This is a genomic window from Dyella tabacisoli, assembly GCF_003350925.1.
In the GTDB taxonomy this organism is placed as follows: Bacteria; Pseudomonadota; Gammaproteobacteria; order Xanthomonadales; family Rhodanobacteraceae; genus Dyella_C; species Dyella_C tabacisoli.
In genome coordinates this window covers 583,136-605,402 of record NZ_KZ857175.1, presented here as the reverse complement: position 1 = coordinate 605,402, position 22,267 = coordinate 583,136, and the positions used below count along the sequence as shown (strand labels likewise).

Annotated in this window: 21 protein-coding genes; 10 read left to right on the top strand and 11 right to left on the bottom strand. The window is 59.2% G+C overall.

The window, feature by feature from the left end:
• Window positions 1–5: 5 nt before the first annotated feature.
• Window positions 6–1,334 carry a DNA double-strand break repair nuclease NurA gene (locus tag DVJ77_RS09635; protein ID WP_162791430.1) on the bottom strand — a complete coding sequence of 443 codons (1,329 nt, stop codon included), beginning with the start codon at window positions 1,332–1,334 and terminating at the stop codon, window positions 6–8.
• 58 nt (window positions 1,335–1,392) lie between these two features.
• On the opposite strand from DVJ77_RS09635, the gene DVJ77_RS09630 reads away from it, so the two are divergent.
• The 4 genes from DVJ77_RS09630 to DVJ77_RS09615 all read left to right on the top strand — a co-directional run bounded on the left by DVJ77_RS09630 (window position 1,393) and on the right by DVJ77_RS09615 (window position 4,583).
• Window positions 1,393–1,911, top strand: coding sequence for a very short patch repair endonuclease (locus DVJ77_RS09630; protein ID WP_114845248.1), 519 nt, complete (start codon window positions 1,393–1,395; stop codon window positions 1,909–1,911).
• A 9-nt stretch (window positions 1,912–1,920) separates the two neighbouring features.
• Window positions 1,921–2,865 (top strand): DNA cytosine methyltransferase, encoded by a 945-nt coding sequence (locus DVJ77_RS09625; protein ID WP_114845247.1) that lies wholly within the window; start codon window positions 1,921–1,923, stop codon window positions 2,863–2,865.
• A gap of 77 nt (window positions 2,866–2,942) precedes the next feature.
• Entirely contained in the window at window positions 2,943–4,118 is a 1,176-nt protein-coding gene (locus tag DVJ77_RS09620; RefSeq protein ID WP_114845246.1) for a restriction endonuclease, read from the top strand.
• A 27-nt stretch (window positions 4,119–4,145) separates the two neighbouring features.
• The gene (locus DVJ77_RS09615) at window positions 4,146–4,583 is read left to right on the top strand and encodes a hypothetical protein (RefSeq protein ID WP_114845245.1); all 438 of its coding nucleotides are present in this window, start codon (window positions 4,146–4,148) and stop codon (window positions 4,581–4,583) included.
• Window positions 4,584–4,893: 310 nt separating this feature from the next.
• Here the strand turns inward: DVJ77_RS09615 and glmS are convergent, their stop codons facing one another.
• The 5 genes from glmS to DVJ77_RS09590 form a co-directional block, all read right to left on the bottom strand.
• The gene (gene glmS, locus DVJ77_RS09610) at window positions 4,894–6,723 is read right to left on the bottom strand and encodes a glutamine--fructose-6-phosphate transaminase (isomerizing) (RefSeq protein ID WP_114845329.1); all 1,830 of its coding nucleotides are present in this window, start codon (window positions 6,721–6,723) and stop codon (window positions 4,894–4,896) included.
• 125 nt (window positions 6,724–6,848) lie between these two features.
• Window positions 6,849–8,219: a pyridoxal-phosphate dependent enzyme gene (locus DVJ77_RS09605; protein WP_114845244.1), complete on the bottom strand. Its 1,371-nt coding sequence runs from the start codon at window positions 8,217–8,219 to the stop codon at window positions 6,849–6,851.
• Window positions 8,220–8,412: 193 nt separating this feature from the next.
• Window positions 8,413–8,640, bottom strand: coding sequence for an HP1242/YdcH family protein (locus tag DVJ77_RS09600; protein ID WP_114845243.1), 228 nt, complete (start codon window positions 8,638–8,640; stop codon window positions 8,413–8,415).
• Between the two features lie 377 nt (window positions 8,641–9,017).
• Entirely contained in the window at window positions 9,018–9,680 is a 663-nt protein-coding gene (locus DVJ77_RS09595) for a hypothetical protein (protein ID WP_114845242.1), read from the bottom strand.
• Window positions 9,677–10,159, bottom strand: a complete 483-nt coding sequence (locus tag DVJ77_RS09590; protein ID WP_225427915.1) for a DUF4398 domain-containing protein — start codon at window positions 10,157–10,159, stop codon at window positions 9,677–9,679. The genes DVJ77_RS09595 and DVJ77_RS09590 overlap by 4 nt, the downstream gene beginning before the upstream one ends.
• 246 nt (window positions 10,160–10,405) lie before the next feature.
• Here DVJ77_RS09590 and DVJ77_RS09585 point away from each other — a divergent pair, with 246 nt between their 5' ends.
• Window positions 10,406–11,494: a PilT/PilU family type 4a pilus ATPase gene (locus DVJ77_RS09585; RefSeq protein ID WP_114845240.1), complete on the top strand. Its 1,089-nt coding sequence runs from the start codon at window positions 10,406–10,408 to the stop codon at window positions 11,492–11,494.
• A 79-nt stretch (window positions 11,495–11,573) separates the two neighbouring features.
• Here the strand turns inward: DVJ77_RS09585 and maiA are convergent, their stop codons facing one another.
• Window positions 11,574–12,245, bottom strand: a complete 672-nt coding sequence (gene maiA, locus DVJ77_RS09580) for a maleylacetoacetate isomerase (protein ID WP_114845239.1) — start codon at window positions 12,243–12,245, stop codon at window positions 11,574–11,576.
• 187 nt (window positions 12,246–12,432) lie between these two features.
• On the opposite strand from maiA, the gene DVJ77_RS09575 reads away from it, so the two are divergent.
• Together DVJ77_RS09575 and DVJ77_RS09570 are read left to right on the top strand one after the other, a co-directional pair.
• Complete coding sequence (locus DVJ77_RS09575) at window positions 12,433–13,596, top strand: phosphoglycerate kinase (RefSeq protein WP_380039003.1); 1,164 nt, start codon at window positions 12,433–12,435, stop codon at window positions 13,594–13,596.
• An 11-nt stretch (window positions 13,597–13,607) separates the two neighbouring features.
• Complete coding sequence (locus DVJ77_RS09570) at window positions 13,608–14,258, top strand: HAD hydrolase-like protein (protein WP_114845238.1); 651 nt, start codon at window positions 13,608–13,610, stop codon at window positions 14,256–14,258.
• Window positions 14,259–14,313: 55 nt separating this feature from the next.
• Here the strand turns inward: DVJ77_RS09570 and tkt are convergent, their stop codons facing one another.
• Entirely contained in the window at window positions 14,314–16,365 is a 2,052-nt protein-coding gene (gene tkt / locus DVJ77_RS09565) for a transketolase (protein WP_114845237.1), read from the bottom strand.
• Between the two features lie 205 nt (window positions 16,366–16,570).
• On the opposite strand from tkt, the gene DVJ77_RS09560 reads away from it, so the two are divergent.
• The 3 genes from DVJ77_RS09560 (at window position 16,571) to DVJ77_RS09550 (ending at window position 18,949) form a co-directional block, all read left to right on the top strand.
• On the top strand, window positions 16,571–17,299 hold the full coding sequence (locus DVJ77_RS09560) for an outer membrane beta-barrel protein (protein WP_114845236.1): 729 nt from the start codon (window positions 16,571–16,573) through the stop codon (window positions 17,297–17,299).
• Between the two features lie 212 nt (window positions 17,300–17,511).
• A complete protein-coding gene (locus tag DVJ77_RS09555) occupies window positions 17,512–18,111 on the top strand; it encodes a porin family protein (protein WP_114845235.1) in 600 nt (199 codons plus the stop codon).
• A 244-nt stretch (window positions 18,112–18,355) separates the two neighbouring features.
• Window positions 18,356–18,949, top strand: a complete 594-nt coding sequence (locus DVJ77_RS09550; protein ID WP_114845234.1) for a porin family protein — start codon at window positions 18,356–18,358, stop codon at window positions 18,947–18,949.
• Between the two features lie 83 nt (window positions 18,950–19,032).
• Here DVJ77_RS09550 and DVJ77_RS09545 read toward each other — a convergent pair whose 3' ends face one another.
• The 3 genes from DVJ77_RS09545 to pyk form a co-directional block, all read right to left on the bottom strand.
• Window positions 19,033–20,037 (bottom strand): class I fructose-bisphosphate aldolase, encoded by a 1,005-nt coding sequence (locus DVJ77_RS09545; RefSeq protein WP_114845233.1) that lies wholly within the window; start codon window positions 20,035–20,037, stop codon window positions 19,033–19,035.
• A gap of 127 nt (window positions 20,038–20,164) precedes the next feature.
• On the bottom strand, window positions 20,165–20,620 hold the full coding sequence (locus DVJ77_RS09540) for an energy transducer TonB (protein ID WP_114845232.1): 456 nt from the start codon (window positions 20,618–20,620) through the stop codon (window positions 20,165–20,167).
• Window positions 20,621–20,707: 87 nt separating this feature from the next.
• Window positions 20,708–22,180 (bottom strand): pyruvate kinase, encoded by a 1,473-nt coding sequence (gene pyk, locus DVJ77_RS09535; RefSeq protein WP_114845231.1) that lies wholly within the window; start codon window positions 22,178–22,180, stop codon window positions 20,708–20,710.
• Window positions 22,181–22,267 lie beyond the last annotated feature (87 nt).

The following is a 22,267-nucleotide window of genomic DNA, read 5'->3' as shown; positions in this document are numbered from 1 at the left end:
CCTCTTTAGGCTTCCGGGCGAAACAACCAGTCTCGTCCTTTCGCCGCCAATACTCGTTTTGCAAATGCCACCGTGCGCGGATCGCCGGTCTCTATCGCACGACGAAGCAAAACAACTTGGTGCTGCCCCTTGACGCGATTGCTCAACCAGGCTGGCACCTTTGCGAAACGATCTACAACATCGAGCCCCACCGGAAATCCGTACGACGGCAACAACCGGCTCGTGTGCAAAATTAACGACAGGACCTCGTCAAAATTGGCAGCATTCTCGAAAGTCTCGACTCTGAAGGGCAAGACTAGGTCCGAGGGCTTGATATAGGTCGTAAGCGCACTTGGGTAACCCCTGATCTTCCATTTCCAAATCTCCGGCCACTTGTTCTCCGGCCCCTGCCGGTTAACTGGAGTCGGCGTGACGTATTCGCCTTCGCCGAGCACAACATCAAGCAAAGAAGAGTCGTTCAGCCCGTAAGTGCGGAGCTTCGATTCAACTGACTGGGCGTCCTTCTCCTTCAGATCCTTTCGGTCAACCAAGGTCTGCAGCAACCTCCTGATGAACACAGGATCGCGCCCAATCGAACGCTCCACAGCGCCTACTACTGGAACGCCAGTGTCCCGAAGGCTTTCGAGCAAAAGTAGATAGAGAGAGGCGAACTGACGTTCGTCTTCTGGCCCGGCCCATTCCTCGTTACACAGAAAAGTCCTGCTTGCCCCTTCACCAAAAGATGGAAAGTCGTCAAGCGCATACGGGGAAACCGGGTTAATCAACGGGCCATGCAAGACGATTGCATCGACCCCCTCAGCCTTCGCATCCCTCGCGATGCGATAGGCAGCAGCCAACTCACTAATGATGCGGGCCGCATCTCGGAGCTTTGCGATGTCCAGGAAGTCATCGTCATATAGCGCTCCAGACGCGCTATAGAGATCATCAACAAGCGACAATTCAATATTGAAGCGCTCGCGATGCTCACTTTCATCGCCCGGTCTCACGACGTAAGAACCCACTCGAATTCCAATCGGAGCAGCCGAAGGCAGGTCTATGTTTGCAACGCCGCCGTCTACAAAAGCGAAGGTCTTGCCCCGCACACCGGGCCAGTAGCGCTGCGGATCGTAAGCAACCTTACGCAGAAAGCCGTTACTCTCAAGCAAATCGCGTACTACGGCTGCAATCTTAGATAGTTGACTAACGAAGTCAGACTGCGCCTGGTCTGATTGCTGGCCAACCACATGAAGCATGTTTGCCAGGAACTCCCCCTGACTAATACGTGCTTCGATTCGATGCTTGATGTCCACCTGAGTCAACGCATCAGCTTCCGTATAGATGAGTGGGTAGGCCACCCCTAACTCTACGCTATCCTTTTGTATATGCGGAAGACGCCCCCGCCCGCACGGCAAGATGGTGAGGAAAGGTGTGACAAAGCTGCCCGAAACCCAGAGATTGCATCGCGGGGACATTATGAGCCCCGAGAAGCGAAGTCAGGTCATGAGCCGGATTCGTGGGAAGGGCACGGGTCCGGAGCTGGCCGTGCAATCTATTCTGGTAGACCTAGGGCTGCATTTTGACACCCACGATCGATCTCTGGCAGGGCGCCCCGACTTTGTTATCCGGGCCTATTCGCTGTGCATATTCGTTGATGGCGACTTTTGGCACGGCTGGAGGTTCAACGTTTGGCGATTGAAGCTGTCAGCCCAGTGGGAAGAGAAAATTGCGAAGAATCGTGAACGGGATCGGCGAAATCATGGAAAGCTTCGTCGCATGGGGTGGAGGGTTTTGCGCCTTTGGGAGCACCAAGTGCGGGATGCGCCAGATCTTTGCCGGCAAAGGATTATTGAAGCGATAGCCGCGGGCTTGCCCTTCATCGAGAAGCCTGGCAACGTTGCGTCGAGCGGCAAGGGGCCGCAACGGAAGAAGTGACGCAAGTTTGTGAGAAAAATCAAAGGAATAGACCTCTTCTGTGGGGCCGGCGGGAGCAGCCTGGGTGCCCGAGCGGCTGGCGCGCAGATGGTCGGCGCCGTGGACGCCTGGGACATTGCCACCGAAACCTACAAGGACAACTTCCCTCGTGCAGAGGTCGTAAATGCGCGACTGCATGAAAGAAGTAAGGCCTCGATATTCTCGAACGTAGATTCAGTCGATCTCATCATCGCTTCGCCGGAGTGCACGCATCACTCGATTGCAAGAGGCGCAAAGCCGAGGAACGAAGACAGTCGACGATCAGGTTGGTATGTGATGCCGTTCGTACGCGCCTATGAACCGAGATGGATCATCCTCGAGAACGTATCTGGCATGAGGCGATGGCACGGATTTCCGGAGTTAATGGAAGAGCTTTCCGAGCACTATCACCTTCGCACTCAGCTACTAGACGCTTCAGATTTTGGCGTTCCTCAGAGTCGAAAGCGCCTTTTCATCATCGGCGACAGACTTAAGAAGCCCACAAAGGTCGTGGGAGAGATGAGCACAGTGAACGCCAGGACTATTCTTGACGCCCCTGACTCGTGGACCGCGCGACCCGCTTTCGAAGGGCATCTGTCTCCCAATACGCTGGAGCGCATAGAGCGTGGCATGTCGGAGCTCGGCGAGCGCCATGATTTTCTGGTTGTGTACTACAGCTCGGATCGCGCCGGTGGATGGCAGCCACTCGACCGGCCGATCAGAACCTTGACCACGGTCGACAGATTTGGGCTCGTTCGCTGGGTCGAAGGCACTCCAACATTTCGCATGTTGCAAGTTTCTGAGCTCCGGAAGGCCATGGGCTACCCTGACGCGGCAAAACTAATTCGCGGTAGCAGGCGCGACAAGGTCAAACTCTTGGGTAATGGAGTTTGCCCTCCCGTGATGGAAGCCGTAGTCCGCTCACTTACAACCTGAGAAGTGACAGCAAAATGGTGTGAGATTGTTCTCCAGCAAACCCCTTGGAGAACATCTAATAGCCACTAGGACTGGGCATGCGAACCTTTGGCGTCAACGAAATCTCAGGTGCCGATCTCATTGTGGACGCCGTCTACGAAGGCCCGCGCCAAGGGGGTGCCGGGGACGACCCGCTTCCCAAGCTCACGGGTGTTAGTTCCGGAGGAGGATTCCGCTATCGAGGCTCTGTCGATCAGCTTGAGCTGCTGGTTCTTACATCGAGTAAGAGCGACCCTGATTGGCCTGATACCCTCGACGCCGAATCAGGTATCTACACGTACTACGGTGACAACAAAGTATCGGGCCGATCGCTTGATAAAACGCCTCGCTTCGGCAACGAAATCCTTAAACGCATTTTTGAGGATGCCGAAAGTGGCCTTCAGGGGCGGAAACGAATCCCTCCCATCTTAGTGTTCTCAAAAGCCGGGAAACGTCGCGATGTCACCTTTAGAGGGATAGCCGTGCCGGGGGTCAACGGGCAGGGGCATTCTGAAGATCTGGTTGCTATATGGCGGACTTCCAGGGGCGAGCGGTTCCTAAACTATAGGGCGCACTTCACCATCCTTCGATCTGAAAAAGTCACCCGCAACTGGATTGATAGCATCATCGCTGGCAGACCAAATGCAAATCTAGCGCCAAAGGAATGGCTTACTTGGATCAAGACAGGCCGCGCAATCCCCTTACTCGCACCAAGAACGATCCAGCACCGGACTCGCGACGAACAACTTCCCTCCACAGCCAAAGATTCCGAGCTTCTTGAGTTGGTCCGCTCCTTTTTCTCAAACGACCCTCACAGCTTTGAGGCCTGTGCCGCGGAGTTAGCAAGATCGATGATTCCTTCTATCGCGGCGCTTGACTTAACGCGCCGGTCGCGAGATGGAGGACGTGATGGGATCGGACAGCTCCGAATTGGCCTAGGACCGAGTTCCATCCTTGTAGATTTCGCTTTGGAAGCAAAATGCTATGCACTAGGCAATGCAGTTGGCGTAAGAGACATATCCCGCCTAATCTCTCGCCTTCGCCATAGGCAATTTGGAATCTTAGTCACGACTAGTTACGTTGATCAGCAGGCATACAAGGAGATCAAGGCGGACGAGCACCCCATTGTCATTATCTCGGGTGCTGACATCGTCAGCCTGCTAAAGGACAGAGGATATTCATCACCCGAAGCCGTTAGGTCTTGGCTGGATAGATCTTTCGCGACGACTTTGTGAACCCAAGTAATGTCTCTAGGCTCCCATATGTACACCATTGAACAGATCTACAAACATCACTTGCATCGCCTCAAAGTGGGCATGCAGTTTACGCACACCGATTCCGAACACACTCACCGTATGAACTACGTCCATTACCTTGCGCACAAGCAGGACGGTGCTGAGGTGTTCCGACAGAAGTTCTTGGCGCTAAAGGCTAGCTTTGACAGCGAGTTTGGCATCGCACAGTGGATGACCTTCAGTCAGTCGCAGCGCGGCGCCTATCTCCACGAACTCAACACTGAGATCGAGGCGCTGCTCAATGAGCATGATCATCCTCATGGTGGGGGGCGCCTCAACATCTTCGTTCAGAAGCGTCTGACCCATGAGATCTGGGCGACCCAGTGGTTCAAGTCGTGGCTCCAGCACTTGATCTGGGATGGTCAGTGGAGCAACGACGTGCTGGATGCGATCGATCCTGGCTAGTACAAAAGCCCGGTGATGAGCCGGGCATTTCGCTTCAATCGCTCAGGGCTTCCCATAAGACGTATGCAACGCCCCTACGCCGACCAACCATGATTCACGTGTGATAGACGTTGCCTCGATCCTGAAGCCAGGACAGTCATCAGGGAAGTTCGTCGGCTTTCAAATCCAATCGTAGTGAGCACGCCAAGAGCAGGGCTCAATTTTCGAAAAAATATCCCTAAGAATCGAAAATTGCCAACGGCGGGAAATAGGCCACCTAAGTATCCACAACATTAGTCACTCAAAGCGCCGCTAAAAACGGATCGAGCGATTATTCCACCGTGACTGATTTGGCCAGGTTGCGCGGCTGATCCACATCGGTGCCGCGCAACACGGCGACGTGATAGGCGAGCAATTGCAATGGCACGGTGAACACGGCCGGCGCGATAAAGTCGCCGCCGCCGTCAATGCGCAGGATGGCGCCATGCGCGATGTTGTCTTCAAGGTGGGCGGCGCTGTCGGCAAATACCAGCAACTCGCCGCCGCGCGCGCGGACTTCCTGCAGATTGGATTTGAGCTTGTCCAGCAACGGACCGTTGGGCGCTACCGCGATCACCGGCATATCTTCATCGACCAGGGCCAGCGGGCCGTGTTTAAGCTCGCCTGCCGGATAGGCTTCGGCGTGGATATAGGAGATTTCCTTGAGCTTGAGCGAGCCTTCCAGCGCTACTGGGTACTGCGCGCCGCGACCAAGAAACAAAGCATGTTGGCGATGGATCAGATGGGCGGCCAACTCGATGATTTGCGGCTCTAGCTTGAGCGCGTTCTCGATCGCCCGCGGCAGGTGCTGTAGCTGAGTGCAAAGTTCGATATAGCGAGCATGGTCCAAGCCACGCTGGTGAGCGAGCTGCAAGGCCAGCAAGGCCAGTGCCGTGAGCTGTGTGGTAAATGCCTTGGTCGAGGCGACACCGATTTCAGGGCCGGCGCGCGTCATCAGTTTGAGGTCGGCCTCGCGCACCACCGAGGACTCGGGCACGTTGCAAATCGCCAACGTTCCAAGATAGCCACGACGGCGTGATTCGCGCATCGCGGCAAGCGTATCGGCGGTTTCACCCGATTGCGAGATCGCGATGAACAGCGTGTCGTCCGGCACCACCGCTTCGCGGTAACGGTATTCGCTGGCGACCTCGACGCTTACCGGCAGGCGTGCGTATTCTTCGATCCAGTATTTGGCGACCAGGCCGGCGTGGTAGCTGGTGCCGCAGGCGATGATATGGAGGCCACGCACACGTTGCAGCAACGCTTCGCCATCGACGCCGAAGATATTGGGCAGCACGCCATGCGGGCCGATTCGTGCCTCCAGCGTGTCGGCGACGGCGCGGGGCTGCTCGAAGATTTCTTTCTGCATGTAATGGCGATATTCGCCGCGCTCTACCGCGTCGGCGGATAGTTCGCTTTCGTGCACCGCGCGCACGACGGGTTGTCCGTCGAGGCCGAAGATTTGCATCGAATCGCGAGTGATGTCGGCGACATCGTCCTCGTCGAGATAAACGATTTTATTGGTGATCTGAATCAATGCCTGCGCATCGGAGCCGAGAAAATGCTCGCCGATGCCCACGCCAATCAATAACGGTGCACCGCGACGCGCACCGACCACTCGGCCGGGCTCGTCACGGCTGATGACGGCGATTGCATAGGCGCCCTCCAACGAGCGCACGGTGGCCAGCACGGCTTCGCGAAGACTCTGCCCTTTTTGGATTTGCTCTTCGATCAACGCGGCCATCACTTCAGTGTCGGTTTCAGAAGTGAATACGTGGCCACGTGTCTGCAGATCACTGCGGAGGCTGGCGTAGTTTTCGATAATGCCGTTGTGAACCAGCGCGACGCGGCCGGCGATATGTGGGTGGGCATTCGCTTCGCTGGGTGCGCCATGGGTGGCCCAACGGGTATGCGCGATACCGGTGCCACCAGGGAACGGCTGGGCGAGATAGAGCGACTCCATTTCGCGCACTTTGCCCTTGGCGCGCACGCGGCGAATCGCTCCGGCCTCCAGTACCGCCAGGCCGGCCGAATCGTAGCCACGATATTCAAGAGCTTTGAGTCCCGCGATCAACAACGGGGCCACATCACGTTGAGCGGCGGCGGCGACAATTCCACACATCGGCAGTTTTCTCTTCGACAGCGATGGAGCGACAGGCTCCAGAACGAAGCCGCCACTTTCGTGGCGGTCCATTTCAATAGACTTTCATGCGCCAGATACCTGCGCTAAAGCCCAAGCACAGGCGCTTAGTGCACCTTGCGGCGTAGATAGTTCAGCAAGTCGATTCGAGTAATCAGCCCCAGGAACTGCTCGCCATCGACCACGATGGCTACATGGCCCTGCTCGAACACCGGCAATAGCGACTCGATCGGCGAGCGCATATCGAGCATCTGCAGGTTACTAATCATGGCAATAGCGACATTGTCGCGAAAACGGGCTTCGTCGGTATGCACGTGCATCAGCACATCCGACTCGTCCAGGATGCCGACCAGGCGGCTGCCGTCCATCACCGGCAATTGGGATACGTCGTACAGCTTCATCCGCGTATAAGCGGTCATCAAGAGCTCATTCGGGCCAATCACGACGGTGTCGCGCTGAGCGAACGGACGTAACAGCAGATCGCGCAGATCGCCGTGCTGGTCGCGCTCGATAAACCCGTTGTCGAGCATCCAGTAGTCGTTGTACATCTTGGAAAGGTATTTGTTACCGGTATCGCAAACCAAGGTCACCACTCGCTTGGCGCTAGTCTGCTCGCGGCAATATTTCAGCGTGGCGGCCAACAAGGTGCCGGTGGACGAACCGCCGAGAATGCCTTCTTTGGCCAGCAATTCGCGGCCGGCCAGGAAGCTCTCTTTATCGGAGATCGCGTAAGCCTTTTTTACTCGGCTGAAGTCGCTGATGGTCGGCAGGAAATCCTCGCCGATACCTTCGACCATCCAGCTACCCGACTTAGTCGAAAGCACGCCTTCATTGATGTATTGAGTGAGGATGGAGCCGACCGGATCGGCCAGCACGATTTCGGTGTGCGGCGAAGCCTCGGCGAAATACTGGGATAACCCGGTCATGGTGCCGGAGGAGCCGCAGCCGACCACGATCGCATCGACCTTGCCATCCATCTGTTCGAGGATTTCCGGGCCGGTACTGGCGATATGCGCGGCGGGGTTATCTGGATTGCCGAATTGGTTGATGAAGTACGCACCGGGCGTTTCGCGCGCAAGCCTCTCGGCCATGTCCTGGTAGTACTCGGGGTGGCCTTTGGCGACATCTGAACGGGTCAGCACGACCTCGGCACCCATAGCTTTGAGATTGAAAATCTTCTCGCGGCTCATTTTGTCTGGCACGACCAGAATCAGCCGATATCCCTTCTGCTGCGCGACCAGCGCGAGGCCTAGACCGGTATTGCCGGCGGTACCCTCGACCAGGGTGGCGCCAGGCTTTATCTTGCCGGCCCGTTCGGCACCTTCGATCATCGACAGACCGATGCGGTCTTTGATCGAGCCGCCCGGATTGGCGCTTTCCAGCTTGAGAAACAGTTCGCACTTTCCCGCATCCAGGCGTTGCGCACGCACTATCGGGGTACGACCGATCAGTTCAAGAACACTCTGGTGGACCGTCATGAGAACTCCATGGCAAACAGGTTCCGGCATTCGCACTGCACGCCGGCGTTAAAGCCGCCATGATAACCGAGGCTCTGTTGCAGGATTTCCCCGGCGACGATTCCCCGCTAGCCAACACTCAAAACGAAACGGCCCCGGCAGCACTCCATGGGGAGGCTCCGGGGCCGATGCTCATGTGAAAACGGGCAGGTTTTCAGTTGGTACGGTGCTTGCGACCTTCCCACATCCGTTGTAATCGCTCCTTGGCGTGGAGCTTCTCCTTTTTCATGCCGACCAAGGTGACATCATCAATGGGTAGTACACCAATTTCGGCGTCGTGCACCTTACTGTCGAGCTCCCTGTGATGTTGGTACAGCCGACGAAACTCGGCATCGGCCTTCATCAAGGCTTCGACATCATCACGCTGCTGGTTTTCGAACATGATCCGACCTCCTCGTAAATAGAAGGCGAGCGCGGGATCGGTGCGCTCGCGAACGGCAGGAAGCATGCACCCGGCTCTCTGAGGGTAATCAACGCCACATGCAGGCGATGCATGTCATGGGCGTGGCTGGAGGGATAGGGGATGGTTAGGCGCATGCTTCAGGTCAGTGACCCATGGCGCTGAGATGCCCCATGGGACTTCGACCCTACTCCCCGTATCGAGGGCATGCAAGCGCGAAACGCAAAAAAACCGGACTGCCGCTCAAACACAAAAAAGCCTGTCGAAACAGGCTTTTGCGTAACAAAAAAACAACAGGCCGGCCTAGACCCAGACCCGAATATCAAGGTCTGGCCTAGGCTGGATTGGCGTGCTGGCGACTATCCGCCCTTGTTGGTTTTCTTCTTTTTCGGTGGCGGCGTACTGTCGTCGCTGCTGCTGCCGCTATCGCCCTGCACCTGCGAACGCAACGCCCTGGCCGCCTGTGCAGCCAGCTCCGCCTCGCGTTTGGCAGCGTTGGCCACCTTGCTCTGCGCGGCAGCCAGCTTACGTGCCTGATCGGCCTCGTTACGGGCCTGGTCGGCGGCCTGCGATGCCTCCTGTCCCTGCTGCTGCAAGCGAGCGGCCTCCTCCTGCATCAGTTGGTATTGCATGCGCTGGCGCTCCAACTCACGGCGGGCCGCTTCGGCATCGCGCTGGCTGCCTTCGAGCACGATTTGATCGTGCTCGCGCTCAAGCTGGGTCAGCTTGATCTGGGTCACCTGGAACTGGGCCGAGGCCCTGGCCAGATCGACCTGCCGCTCAGCCAGATACAACGCATGCGCACGGTCGCGCGAACGTGCCTGAACCAAGCGATTGATGGCGTCGCGTGCACGCGCCTGCTCGGCTTGAGCATAGGCGCCAAGGCTGGGATCGTTGGCGAGCTGATCCAGATTACGGCTCAAACGGCTGACATCCAGATCGTCTTTGGCGGCGTGCACGGCGCCACTAGCTGCAAAAGCCAGTACGAGTGCGCAAAGCGTGGTGGCAAGTCGGTGGTTCATGGCTGGCCCCCCTGGTGCGTCGGCTGCTTTTGATCGGAATTCTGTTGATCGGAATTTTGCTGGCTGGGGTCTGGCATCGTCTGGAAACCCTGGCCTTGCTGGATCGGGGCAGACAGATCCGAGGCCGGCGGCGCCGGCATGTCCTGGGTCTGCACTGGCGCTGCGCTGGGAGCCACCGGCGCGAAGCCCTGGTTGTCGTCGTTGTTATGAACGCGCTCCAACTGCTCGCGCAAACGGTTGTTGTCTTCGGTTTTCGCCTGGATCTGAGCGCGGGCAGCGCCTAGACGAGCTTTGGCGCGAGCCAGTTCCGCGTCGGCACGGGCTTCGTCGGCCAGATTGGCCGCATCTTCGTACTTGCGGCTGGCCATGGCGGCCTGTGCTTGCTGGAAACGGTTCTGCGCAAGGCCTAGATCGACCGGGGCGTAGTCGGCGGCACCGGCATCGCGCGCAGCCCGCAACTGCATCTGGGCTTGATTCATGGCCCCATCCGGCGGCGGCACACTGGCACAGCCACTGAGTGTGGCCAGGACCGAAACGAGCGCCAAAGTCAAAACCGTCGATCGGACGCGCTTAACGCGCCCCTTCAACGGGGAAAAGATGTGGATCATCACTCATTCCTCTCGGAGTGTCGCGGCGTATGGTGGGCGGGCATAATCCACGATTGTAACGCGCGCCAAAATAATTTCAGGGGGACACGAGTGGACATTGGTTATTTCCTCAAGCTTATGGTGGACAAGGGTGCGTCAGATATGTTCCTGACGACCGGCGCTCCCGTAAACATCAAGGTGGAGGGCAAGCTTTATCCGTTAGGTAACACCGGCCTGCCCAGCGGCATGGTCAAGAAAATCGCCTATTCGCTGATGGACGAGGGCCAGGTGCCGCAGTTCGAGCGCGATTTGGAGCTGAACATGGCGCTGGCCGTCAAGGAAGCCGGCCGTTTTCGCATCAATGTCTTCAAGCAGCGCGGTGAAGTAGGCATGGTGATTCGCGCGATCAAGAGCGAAATCCCCAGCATCGACCAATTGCAACTGCCCGGAATCTTTCGCGACCTTATCATGGAGCCGCGCGGGCTGATCCTGGTCGTCGGCGCGACCGGCTCGGGTAAGTCGACCACGCTGGCGGCGATGATCGATTATCGCAATCAGAACTCCTCCGGGCACATCCTCACCATCGAGGACCCCATCGAATACCTGCACCGGCACAAGAAATCGATCGTGAACCAGCGCGAGGTCGGCCTGGACACGCACACCTATCATGAGGCGCTGAAGAACGCGATGCGCGAAGCGCCGGACGTCATCATGATCGGCGAGATCCGCGACACCGACACCATGGAAGCGGCGATCTCGTTCTCCGAAACCGGCCATCTTTGCCTGGCCACCCTGCACTCGAACAACGCCGACCAGACCTTGGAGCGCATTCTCAATTTCTTCCCCGAATCGGCGCACAAGAACGTGCTGATGAATCTGGCGCTCAATTTGCGCGCAGTCATCAGCCAGCGCCTGGTCAGCGGCAAGGACGGTCGCCGCATTCCGGCCGCCGAAGTACTGCTGAACACCCCGCTGATCCGCGACATGATCCGTCGCGGCCAGATCCACGAGGTGAAAGAAGCCATGGACCGCAGCCTGCAGGAAGGCATGCAGACCTTCGATCAGTCGCTGTATCGGCTGTACAAGGAAGGCCGTGTCGAATTGGACGAAGCGCTCAACAAGGCCGACTCGCGCGACGGGCTGGCGCTTAAGGTGCGCTTGTCCGAAGGCGGCGGTAGCGACAGCCGTGAGCTGGTTGGCAACGACCCGTATGGGCTGGGGTTCTGAAGCCGGGGTTCTGAGACGATCTCCTTAAGAACGTCCAAGCAGCACCCTTCAACGCCCTCCCCGCACACGGAGGGCGTTTTTATGTGGGCGTGGCTGCCGGGGCATCCGGCTGCGCCTCCGGCGCAGCTTGCTGAAAGGCATCGAGCCCCTGGCAGGCCTCGTAGATACGGCGAATCGTCGGGTAAGCATCCAGCGGCAGCTTCCAGCGCAATGCGTTGTAAAACTGCGGCACCAAGCAGGCATCGGCCAGGCCCGGTGTGTCGCCATGACAGAAGCGTCCGGTTGCCGTGCTGCCGGCCAGCATCGTCTCAAGCGCGTTGAAGCCAACCCCCATCCAATGCCGCGACCATTTGCCGCGGGCGGTTTCGTCGGCACCGAGCTGCGACTCCAGATATTGCAGCACACGCAGGTTGCCCAACGGATGCACGTCGCAAGCCAGGGTCAGCGCCAGTGCGCGCACGCGGGCGCGACCGGCCGCATCGCTCGGCAAAAGAGCCGGCAACGGCCGCGTCTCTTCGAGGTACTCCATGATCGCCACCGACTGGGTAACGGTTTGCTCGCCATCGATCAGGCAAGGAATCAGCTCCAGCGGGCTCAGCGCCCGATAGGCGGGGGCGTGTTGCTCGCCGCCGTCGCGCAGCAGGTGCACCGGTCGCGTTTCGTAGGCCAAGCCCTTGAGATTCAATGCGATACGAACGCGATAAGCGGCGCTTGAACGCCAATAGCCATATAACGCCAGATCCGCTGCCATGACTTAAGTCCTTTGCCGTGATACCAGGATTCAAACCTGAAAGATCGGACCAGAATAAAGAAGCGGCGGGCGGTTTGCATCGCCGTCCGACGGGCAGGACAATAGTCGATTGCCGCCACGCCTTGGCGGCCTGTCTGCTATTCGTGGCCGTATGGCCCAGGGAGTGCCTTTCGTGTCCGTCATCCGCATGAACGATCTGGATCTGCGCAGCAAGCGCGTACTGATTCGCGAAGACTTGAACGTACCGATCGAGAACGGCCGGATCACTTCCACACAACGCCTCGATGCCGCCCTGCCCACCATTAAGGCTGCGCGTGATGCCGGCGCCAAGGTGATGGTGCTATCGCATCTGGGCCGGCCCAAGGAAGGTGTATTCGACGCCGAATCTTCGCTGGCGCCGGTAGCCCATTGGCTCGGCGAAAAACTCGGCAAGCCGGTACGGCTGGTCGCCGATTATCTCGATGGCATTGAAGTCGCCGAAGGCGAAGTGGTGGTGTTGGAAAACTGCCGCATGAATGTCGGCGAGGGCAAGGACAACGAAGTACTGGCGAAGAAGTATGCCGCACTGTGCGACGTCTTCGTGATGGACGCCTTCGGCACCGCGCACCGTGCGCAGGCCTCCACCCATGGCGTCATCAAGTTTGCGCCCATCGCCGCCGCCGGCCCCCTGTTATCGGCCGAACTGGACGCGCTGGGCAAAGCGCTGGAGCAGCCGGCGCATCCGTTGCTGGCGATCGTCGCCGGCTCCAAGGTCTCGACCAAGTTGACCCTGCTGGACAATCTGATCGGCAAGGTCGATCAGCTAATCGTCGGCGGCGGTATCGCCAACACCTTTATTGCCGCCGCCGGTCACTCGGTCGGCAATTCGCTGTACGAGCCGGACCTGATCGATGCGGCGAAGAAAGTACTCGCCGACGCCAAGCGCCGTGGCGCCGAAGTACCGATGCCGGTCGATGTGGTGGTGGCGCCGGAGTTCTCCGCACATGCGCCCGCTACGGTAAAACCGGTGGATCAAGTCAAAGATGGCGAGCTTATCCTCGATATCGGACCGGAGACCGCCAGGCTTTATGCCGAGCTGATCGCCAAGGCCGGCACGGTGGTGTGGAACGGCCCGGTCGGCGTGTTCGAGTTCGACGCCTTCGGCAAGGGCACTGAGCTGCTTGCCCATGCGGTCGCCACATCCAAAGCGTTCTCCATCGCCGGCGGTGGCGACACCCTCGCCGCCGTGGATAAATACGGCATTGCCGAACAGATCTCCTATATCTCCACCGGCGGTGGTGCCTTCCTCGAATTTCTCGAAGGCAAGGAGCTGCCCGCGGTGGCCGCGCTCAAGGCTCGCGCCGCAAAGTGAGTCGGACGTCGATGCTGTGCCTGTTCGATCTCGACGGAACCTTGATCGATTCCGAACACGGCATCCTCGCCTGTATCAAACATGCTCTGGTGCAATTGCAAACGCCGGTACCGGAGCATGCATCACTACGGAGCTGGATCGGCCCGCCGCTGCGGCACAGCTTCGCGCCGTTACTGGATCACGATCCAGCGCGGATCGAAGCTGCTGTGCATCACTATCACGAGCGCTTCCACACGGATGGCTGGCGCGAGCACACTGTCTACCCAGGTATTGAAGCGATGATCGAGCGGCTGCTTAGCGCAGGCCATCAACTCGCCATCGTGACCAGTAAGCCGCAGCGACATGCCGCGCCCATTATCGGTGCGCTACCGTTCGGCCGCGCTTTCACGCGCATGTACGGGCCCCACCCGGACAGTGCGCATAGCGAGAAGGCCAGCATGATTGCCTGTGCATTGACCGACTTTGATGTCAGCCCGACGCAGGCCGTGATGATTGGCGACCGCTGCTTCGATATCGAGGGCGCGGTAGCCAATCGTGTGGATGGCATCGGTGTGTTGTGGGGCTTCGGTAGCCGTGAAGAGTTGCAGCAGGCCGGCGCGGCGGCGATCGTAGCCACGCCCGATGAGCTGGCTGCGCGATTGACCGCTGACGACGCTTTGTAGCGGCGCCTACGCCCTCTCCCGCAAGGGGAAAGGGCGTAAGTGCATGAGCCGGTGATTAGCCGATGACGCGTTTCGCGGCGTCGATCACATGAGCCACCGTGATACCGAAGTGCTCGTACAACTGCGGTGCCGGTGCGGATGCACCGAACGTCGTCATGCCGACCACTTCGCCGTCCAGGCCGACGTATTTGCGCCAGAAATCCTCTGTTGCGGCTTCCACCGCGACACGCGCACGGCACCAACCGGGCAGCACCGCCTCGCGATACTCCAACGGCTGCGCATCGAACACCTCGGTGCAAGGCATCGACACCACGCGCACTTGCACGCCCTGCTGTGCCAAAGCACGCGAGGCCTCCATCGCCAGCTCCACTTCTGAGCCCGTGGCGATCAGGATGGCTTTGAACTGCATGTCCAGCGGATCAGACAACACATAGGCGCCACGCGCGATGTCGGCTACCTGCTGCTCACTACGCTGCTGGTGCTTGAGGTTTTGGCGCGAAAACACCAGGCAGGCCGGGGCGCCTTTGCGCTCGATCGCCAGCTTCCACGACATCGCCGACTCCACCGCATCGCAGGGGCGCCACACCCAGTTATTGGTGATGTAACGCAGTGAAGCCAGATGCTCGACCGGCTGATGGGTCGGGCCGTCTTCGCCCAGACCAATCGAGTCATGGGTATAGACGTGAATCGCGTGCGCTGGAATCAACGCACTCATGCGCACCGCATTGCGGGCGTAATCGGAAAACACCAGAAAGGTGGCGTCGTAGGGAATGAAACCACCATGCAAAGCCAGGCCATTGGCAATGGCCGTCATGCCGAATTCGCGCACACCGTAATAGATGTAGTTGCCTTTGCCGTCACTGCTATTGCCCACCGCGGCATCAAGGCTGCCCTTCCATTTGGTCAGGTTAGAACCGGCCAGGTCAGCCGAGCCACCGATCAACTCCGGCAATAGCGGACCAAATGCATCCAGTGCCATTTGCGAAGCTTTACGCGAAGCCACTTCAGGGCCGTCAGCCTGCATTTTGGCGACATAGGCCATCGACTTCTCAGCCCAATCGGCTGGTAGCTGGCCGGCGAGACGGCGTTTGAACTCGGCGGCCAGCTCGGGATGAGCCGCCGCGTACGCCGTAAACGCCTCGTTCCATGCCTGCTCGCGAGCGGCGCCAGCCTGCTTTGCGTCCCAACCGGTATAAATCTCGGCAGGAATCTCAAACGGTGCATAGGACCAGCCGAGCTGCGCACGCGCTGCGGCAATCTCGTCTTTGCCCAGCGGCGCACCGTGGCTTTCTTCCTTGCCCTGCTTATGTGGCGCACCAAAACCGATGATGGTCTTGGCGCAAATAAGGGTCGGCTTATCGCTCTGTACGGTGGCTTGAGTCAGCGCCTTCTTGACCGCCTCGGCATCATGGCCGTCGACATCGCGAATCACGTTCCAGCCATAGGCCTCAAAGCGGGCAGGCGTGTTGTCGGTGAACCAGCCATGCACTTCGCCGTCGATCGAGATGCCGTTGTCGTCATAGATCGCGATCAGTTTGCCGAGCTGCCAAGTACCGGCCAGCGAAGCGACTTCGTGCGAGATGCCTTCCATCAGGCAGCCATCGCCGAGAAAAACATAGGTGTGATGACCGACGACGTCATGCCCCGGCCGATTGAAGTGCGCCGCCAATACCTTCTCGGCCAGCGCAAAACCGACGGCGTTGGCCAAGCCTTGCCCGAGCGGACCGGTAGTGGTCTCCACGCCTGGGGTTTCGCTGGCTTCCGGGTGGCCGGCCGTCTTGGAATGCAACTGGCGGAAGCGTTTGAGCTGGTCCATCGGCAAGTCATAACCTGCCAGATGCAGCAACGCGTACTGCAGCATCGAGCCGTGGCCGTTGGACAGCACGAAACGATCGCGATTGAACCACTTCGGGTTAGTCGGGTTGTGGCTGAGGAAATCGTTCCACAACACCTCGGCAATATCGGCCATGCCCATGGGCATGCCCGGGTGTCCAGACTTAGCCGCTTCAACGGCATCCATGGCGAGGGCGCGGACGGCGTTGGCGAGTTCGCGGCGAGTGGTCTTCAAAGGGCTTCTCCGGGGATGGTAGCGGCGAAAAACCGGCATTGTCGCCGATCGCTCGTTATCTGTCGCCCGTGCAATCTACCTATGCATTAACAACTGCTTAATTTTTAAGCAGCCGACTCCGAAACCCTTCAGGCATAGCCCCCTTTAATGACCCGGTGCTGCAAACCCCTGCAGGCACGAAGTCCGTGGCCATTTCCCCTGACTGCCACGGACTGGACTTAGAAAGATAAAGAGGAGTTTCCCAATGAATAAGACCTTGTTCGCCTTGGCGTTCGCCACCACTGGCTTCGTCGCGATACCGGCCTTCGCGCAAAGCGCCCCCACCGCTTCAGACGGCAACTATCAGGCCGGCCAGCCGGTAGGTAGCGGCAACTGGTTCATCGATGCGAATGTCGGCCGTACCAATGGCAGCGGGACTGGCGGTTTTGGCAGCAATGCCGGCAGCTTCAATCCCCTGCATGGCGATCGCGGTCGCCGCACCGGTTACGGCCTGGTCGGCGGCTATCGCTGGAAAGTCGGCCAAGACCTCGGTCTGGGCCTGGAAGCGGGCTATACCGATCTGGGCAACTTCCGCATCAAAAACGTCTTCAACTCCGGCAACGTCAATCAGCGCGAGACTACCGACGCTTTGCGCGGCTGGCTGGTCGGCGTGAATGGCCGCATCAACCTGGCCCCACAGTGGTATGTCGGCGCGCGCGGCGGCTACTTCCACGCCAATGACAACAACCATAACTACAACAACAGCCTGGGCCAGGATCTTGGCCTGTCCAGCGGCGGCAATTCAGGCCGTGGCGGCTGGTATGCCGGCATCGGCAGCGGCTGGGACATCAACCAGCACTTTGGTGTCGGCCTGCATTACGACTACTTCCATGCCAGCACCGGCACCATCAAAAACACGGCGACCGGCACGGAGTCGCCTGACCTGAAGCGCAGTACTGGCCTCGTCTCGCTGACTGGCGAATACCGCTTCTAAGCCACATGCGATTCGTTGAAAGACAAGCGGCCCCTGCGGGGGCCGCTTTTTTTCTTAATAGATTCTTAATAATGAACTCACCGGTATTGAAACCAGGCAAAGGCGCCATAAATTAGATCCAGCACTGACATCGAGCAGATGCACAGCCACGAACCAACCGAACCCCCGGTGATCCGCGGTCTGGACCTAAAAAGATTAAAGAGGAATCCCCCATGAAAAAGACACTTTTTGCTATCGCCTTCGCAACCGCCGGCCTGCTGGCCATCCCCGCTGCCTTTGCCCAGGATGCCGGCCGCACGGCACAGCAGGGCTGGTATGTCGGAGCTAACGCCGGCTACGGTGAAGTGAGCAAGGGTCCCTATGACGACGGTGATTTTGCCGGTGGCATCAAGGGCGGTTACCGTTTCGCGATCAATCCTGAAACCTCGCTGGCCGCCGAAGTCGGCTATCAGTACCTGGGTCGTGTGGATATGAGCCACGCCAATGCCTTTGCAGGCCTGTACCCCAGCAACGGCAAATCCAAGCTCCAGGGCGCTACCGCCGGCCTGAGCTTGCGCTACAACTTCAGCCAGAGCTGGTATGGCGAACTCCGTGGCGGCGCTTTCTTCGCCAAGGGCCAGGGCCTGACCGATGAAGCCACCCCGAGCTTCCGTCGCTTTAACAGCACCAACTACTACGCCGGTGCCGGTGTCGGCTACAACATCAACCAGCAGTGGAGCCTGGGCCTGAACTACGACCGTTACCAGGGCAGCGGCAACGGCGTTCACCTGGACACCAACTCCTACAACGTCAGTGCGGAATATCGCTTCTGATAGTTGGCCCTGTTACTTGCGGGCAATCAAACGGGCGCTTCGGCGCCCGTTTTCACGAATAAGCCACTGATTTGCCACAAAACTTAACTTTGACTTAATAATGTACTAATCAGTATTGAATCTTTTCCGAGCCGCCCTATCTCAGTCTCCGTGCCCGCCAAACCACGTGTTCGGCAGCACCCGGCGTCGAGCCTATTTCCCCATCCGGCCGGCGACCGTCCTTTGTCATAACAGGAGACTCTCCATGAAAAAGACGCTGCTTGCCCTCGCCCTTGCCACCGCCGCCCTGCTGACCGTCCCGGCCGCTTTCGCGCAGAACGCCCCATCGGACAATGGCGGCTGGTTCATCAACGGCAATGTGGGCCGTACTTCGATCAACAACGGCCCGTATGACGGCCATGACACCGGTTACGCCCTCAACGGTGGCTATCGCTGGTCGCTGGCGCCGAACTTCGCGCTGGGTGCCGAGGTAGGCTACAACGACCTGGGCAATATCCACGTCAAGAACATCTTCAACAGCAACAACGTGATCGATAAGGGCAAATCCCAGTTACATGGTTGGACCGCCGGCGCCAATGCTCGCTTCAACATCGATCAGAACTGGTACGTCAGCGCTCGCGGCGGTATCTATGGCTGGAAAGGCCATGGCCTGAGCAACGATGCCAACCCGATCCGCAAGGGCCTGGACAACACCAGTTGGTACGCCGGCGCAGGCTTTGGCTACAACCTCAACAGCAATGTCAGTGTCGGCCTTAACTACGACTATTTCGATGCCAAGAAGAACCATACCGACCTGAGCACCGACATGGTCTCGGTCGGCGCGGAATACAGATTCTAAGAACGGCGAAAAGCACGAAACAAAAAGGGCGCCCCGGAGGCGCCCTTTTTGCTCTTAACCCTTAACTTTGCGACTTGCCGCTCTTAGCCTTTCCACTGACCCAGTGCGGCCAGGCCATTGTCCTTGGCACGGGCGGCGACGGTTTTCTGGGCGGCGGCGTAATTGGCCTTCATGTCTTTGGCCCACAGCTTCAACGCGGCCTGTTGCATGGCGCGGCCGTAAGAGAAGCTCAGCGGCCACGGGTGCGGACCCATGCGGTTCATGGCGTTCAGATGGGCAGTGGACTGCTCATCGGTCTGACCGCCGGAGAGGAACACAATGCCCGGCAAGGTGGCCGGCACGGTGGTCTTGAGCACACGCACGGTGGCATCGGCCACTTCTTCGACCTCGGCCTGCTCGTCGGCATCTTTACCCGGGATGACCATGCTGACTTTCAGAATCGTGCCTTCCAGCATCACATTCTGCTCGTACAGCGCATTGAACAGGCTGCGCAGCACGGCCTCGTGCACTTCGTAGCTCACATCGATGCTGTGGTCGCCGTCCATGATGACCTCCGGCTCGACCATGGGCACCAGGCCCGCTTCCTGGCACAGCGCGGCGTAGCGAGCCAATGCATGGCAATTGGCTTCAATGGCGGTGGAGCTGGGGTTGTCTTCGGTGATGTTGATGACGGCGCGCCATTTGGCGAACTGTGCACCGAGCTTGGCGTATTCCTGCAGGCGTTCGCGCAAGCCATCGAGGCCTTCGGTGACTACGTCGCCCGGAAAGCCGGCCAGCGCTACCGGACCCTTGTCCACTTTGATGCCCGGGATAATCCCGTTCTTCTTCATGAGCTGGGTGAACGGCACGCCGTCTTTGGTGGACTGGCGGATCGTTTCGTCATACAGGATCGCACCGGAAATATGTTCGCTGACACCCGGTGCCGTAAGCAGCAGCTCACGGTAGGCGCGGCGGTTTTCCTCGGTGTTCTCGATGCCGACGGCCTCGAAACGCTTCTTGATGGTGTTGGTCGATTCGTCGATGGCGATGATGCCCTTGCCAGGCGCGACCATCGCCAGGGCGATGCTTTCGAGATCTTCGATGCTCATGACGACTCCGTGAAACAAGGCGGTTAAACCGCGCAATAGTGAATGCCGCCGTGACCGGGCAGCAAGGTTCAAAGTGCGCGATTATAGCCCGAACCGCTCTAGGGACGCTCTGCCCGGCACGGGGGGGTCAATCCTTCTTGTCGTAACCGGGCAACTTGCAGGCGTCGATGATCTGCTGGCGCTGGCCCTTATCGCTGGGCAGGTTGAACGGCACGATGTAATACGTGGCGACCGGCTCTTTCTTTGTCGCATTGGCTAGCGATGGGCCATAGCTGAAGTTGCTGATGACGCTTTTGGCCACCACGCCCAGGTCGCTGTCCGGTACGACCTTGGCTATTTGAATGTTTCCGGGCACGCCATCGGAGTTGATCGTGTAGCTCACAGCAGCGCAGCCAGGCTTGTCCATATTGCGGCCGCTGTTGGGAATATCGGCGCTGACCTGGGTATTGAGCAGAATCCAGTAGCTCTGCAGTTGCTGCGGGTTGAGCGTTCTTGGCTGTGATTGCGCCAGCGCGGGCACCGTACAAGCCAAGGCCAAAACTAGCGCCAGACTCTGGCCAATACGGTTCGACATGGTGTTCATAGGTGCCTCCTGCGCAACGTCGGGGAACGGAATGGCAGTGTAGTGCCGTTGGCCGACAACATATGACTAAAGCCCGGCACGGGCAAATTACAGCTCGCGCAGGCTTTCTACCTCGCCGTCGGCACCGACCGAAAGCAGTTTCAAGGTGTTGGTGCCGCCGCCGCGACCCACGTGATCGCCATGGGTAAGCACCACCCGGTCGCCCTCGCTCAGCTTGCCCGCGGCAAATAGCTGTTGCACCGCCTGGCGCGCGGACGAGGCCATGGTCTGACCGGCATGGTTGAACGCCACAGGCTGCACGTCGCGCAGCATCAGCATGCGGCGGCGAGCGTCGTCGAAGGGCGACAAAGCATAGATCGGCACGGCACTGCGATAACGCGACAGCCATTGTGCGGTAGCGCCCGATTCGGTCAGCGCGATGATGGCGCGCACGCGCAACTGGTTCGCCAACAACATGGCAGCCAGGGCAATCGCCTGATCGGTACGATCCAATCGGTGGTCGGCCGTGTTCAGATCTTCTTTCGGCTCAAACTGGCGTTCGGCACCCAGGCAAATACGCCGCATCGCCGCCACTACCACATCGGGATGGGCGCCCGCGGCGGTTTCTTCCGACAGCATCACCGCATCGGTACCATCGATCACCGCATTGGCCACGTCGAGTACTTCGGCACGGGTCGGGATGGGCGAGCGCACCATCGATTGCAGCATCTGCGTCGCCGTAATCACCGCGCGATTGCGCTGGACGGACTCGCGAATGATTTTTTTCTGCAGCCCAGGCAGTTCGGCGTCGCCGATTTCCACGCCGAGATCGCCGCGCGCCACCATCACGACGTCGGATGCATCGATGATTTCGCCCAATACAGGTATCGCATCGGCTCGCTCGATCTTGGCCACCAGCGCGGCGTTGCCACCGGCCTCGTGCAACAAACGGCGCGCTTGCTGCATATCGGCAGCCGAGCGCACGAACGACACCGCGAGAAAGTCGGCGCCGATCTCGGCGGCGAGCTTGATGTCGGCGCGGTCCTTATCCGACAACGCCTCGACCGACAAACCGCCGCCCTGGCGATTAAGCCCTTTGCGATCCGACAGCTTGCCGCCAATGAGCACACGGCAGCGCACTTCGGCCTCCACCACGTCTTCGACCGTGAGCGCGATCAGGCCGTCATCGAGCAACAGCACGTCGCCGGCATGGACATCGCGCGGCAGGCCGTAATAGCTCACGCCAATGCGGGCCGCGTCGCCAGGGGCGGCGTCGGGCCGGCACTCCAGCACAAAGGTATCGCCCACATGCAGCTCTACCGGCCCATGGGCGAATCGTTCGATACGAATCTTCGGCCCCTGCAAATCGGCCAGGATGCCCACCTCACAACCCACTTTGGCCGCCGCCGCACGCACCGCGACAGCGCGAGCGCGATGGTCGTCCGGCTGACCATGCGACAGGTTAAGACGAGCCACGTTCACGCCTTCGGCGATGATGCGTTCGAGCATGCCCGGCGCGTCGGTTGCAGGGCCCAGGGTGGCGACGATCTTGGTACGGCGAGAGTGGGTATCGGTAGTCATCCCCCGAGGCTAGCAGAATTGTGTTTATGCGCTAGAGGGTCACGTCGCCTGCTTGTCGATACACCGATAAATCGGCCATGCTCTGAT